Consider the following 2,101-nt stretch of genomic DNA (forward strand, 5'->3'; position numbering starts at 1 on the left):
GCCAGGAGCAGCACCGCACCGGCGGTGGCGGCGAACGCCCAGCGCCAGCCCAGGGCCGCCCCGGCCGCGGTGCCCAGCGGCACGCCCAGCGCCAGGGCCGCGGTGATGCCGGTGTTGACGAGCGCGACGGCGCGGCCGGAGCGCCCCGGCGGGGCGACGGCGACCGCGGTGGCGACCACGACGGAGAACAGGCCCGCGTGCGCCAGGCCGCCCAGCAGGCGCGCGGCCAGGGCCAGGGCGAAGCCGCCGACGCTGCCGGCCAGGGCCACCGCGGCGCTGCTGAGGGCCTGCACCAGCAGCAGCGCCACCAGGGTGCGCCGCGGGGAGCGGTGCGCGAGCAGGGCGGTCACCGGGACGGCGCCGAGCGCGACGACGAGGGCGTAGGCGGACATCCACCACCCGATGCGGTCCTGCGGGACGGCGAAGGCGGTGGCCAGCTGCGGCAGCAGGCCGACGGGCAGCACCTCGGTGGTGACGGCGGCGAAGACCGCCGCGGCCAGCAGCGCCAGCGTGCCCGCGGGCAGCCGCCGCGCGGAGCGGTCGCCGGGGTCGGCGGGGGTCGTGGAAGCCTGTTCGCCGGTGCGCACGGCACCAAAATACTCGAACAGCGAGCAAAAAGGGGGTGGTACCCGGTGGGGACGCTGACGGCCCGCGGCGCGCAGCTGCTGCGACTCGCCCACGAGCACCCCGGCCTGACCCGCGCCGAGGCCGCCCGGGCGCTGGGCACCGGCACCGGCACCACCGCCGACCTCGTCGAGGCGATCCTCGACCGGCACGTGCTCGCCGTGGAGGAGCTGCGCGCGCAGCAGCTGGCCCGCACCGCCGGCTCGGACGAGCTGCGCGACTGGGTCGACTGCCTGGTGCGCCCCACCGCCCGGCACCTCGACGACCTCGGCAGCCCGACCTGGTACGCGCGGCTGTCGGCCCAGCTGGCGGCCGACCCGCGCCGCCACGCCCTCGTCGTCGAGCGCGCGCTGCGCTCGGAACCGCTGCGGCGCACCGTCGACGGCCTGGAGCGCTGCCTGCCCGGAGTGCCGCCGGCGGTGCGCGCCGAACGGGCGGACATGGTGCGCCTGCTCACCGTCCACGTCTTCGCCGAGCGCGAGACCGCCCTGGCCGAGGGGCGCGCGCCGGCGCGCGCCTCCTGGGCCCAGTGCGCCGACGGCCTCGTCGACGCCCTCGTCGGGCTCTGGCTCGCCCCGGTCACCACCCGCTGAACCACCGGACCCCGCAGCACCGCACCGGAGGACCGACGTGACCGAGCAGGACGCCCAGCACACCCCCGCCGCCGCCCCCGGGTGGGCCGAGCAGCTCGTCCCGGGCCGCTTCGCCGGCAGGACCGTCGTCGTCACCGGCGCCGGCTCCGGCATCGGCCGGGCCACCGCCTCCCGCGTGGCGCGCGAGGGCGGTCACGTGGTCGCCGTGGACGTCGCCGCCGAGCGCCTCGACGGCCTGCTCGCCGACCTCACGGGCACCGCCGACACCTCCGGCCAGGTGCCCGGCGGCGGGCGCGTGAGCCCGGTGGGCGCCGACATCACCGACGACGCCTCGATCGAGCGGGTCCTGGCCGCGGCGGGCGAGCGCGTGGACGCCCTGGCGAACATCGCCGGGATCATGGACGACATGTCGGCGCTGCACGAGATGAGCGACGAGGTGTGGCGGCGGGTGTTCGCCGTGAACGTCGACGGCACCATGAAGCTCACGCGCGCGGTGCTGCCGGGGATGCTGGCGCGCGGGGCCGGCTCGATCGTCAACACCGCCTCCGAGGCGGCGCTGCGCGGCTCGGCGGCCGGGGCGGCCTACACCGCCTCCAAGCACGCGGTGGTGGGCCTGACCAAGAGCGGGGCGTTCATGTACGGGCCCAGCGGGGTGCGCGTCAACGCGGTGGCGCCCGGGCCCACCATCACGGGCATCGAGGTGAAGGTGAGCACGCCCTTCGGCCCCGCCCGGCTGGCCAGCGCCCGCGGCATCCTGACCACGCCGGTGTCCGCCCAGGTGCTGGCCGCCTCGATCACCTGGCTGCTCAGCGACGACGCGGTCAACGTCAACGGCGTCGTGCTGGCCTCCGACGGCGGCTGGTCCGCCGCCTGAGGCCCCCACC

General features: G+C 77.7%; 3 protein-coding genes. 2 read left to right on the forward strand and 1 reads right to left on the reverse strand.

The features are described from left to right. Positions 1-587, reverse strand: a 587-nt coding sequence (locus tag GTR00_RS19650; RefSeq protein WP_166613236.1) for an MFS transporter, incomplete at its 3' end; no start/stop codon positions are given. 45 nt (positions 588-632) lie between these two features. Between GTR00_RS19650 and GTR00_RS19655 the strand changes: the two genes are divergently transcribed. Next, the gene (locus tag GTR00_RS19655; protein ID WP_205706246.1) at positions 633-1,217 is read left to right on the forward strand and encodes a hypothetical protein; all 585 of its coding nucleotides are present in this window, start codon (positions 633-635) and stop codon (positions 1,215-1,217) included. Between the two features lie 37 nt (positions 1,218-1,254). Continuing rightward, positions 1,255-2,091, forward strand: coding sequence for an SDR family NAD(P)-dependent oxidoreductase (locus GTR00_RS19660; RefSeq protein ID WP_166613237.1), 837 nt, complete (start codon positions 1,255-1,257; stop codon positions 2,089-2,091). The last annotated feature ends 10 nt before the right edge of the window (positions 2,092-2,101 follow it).

Origin of the sequence: Kineococcus indalonis (assembly GCF_009906395.1) — a bacterium.
GTDB lineage: Bacteria > Actinomycetota > Actinomycetes > Actinomycetales > Kineococcaceae > Kineococcus > Kineococcus indalonis.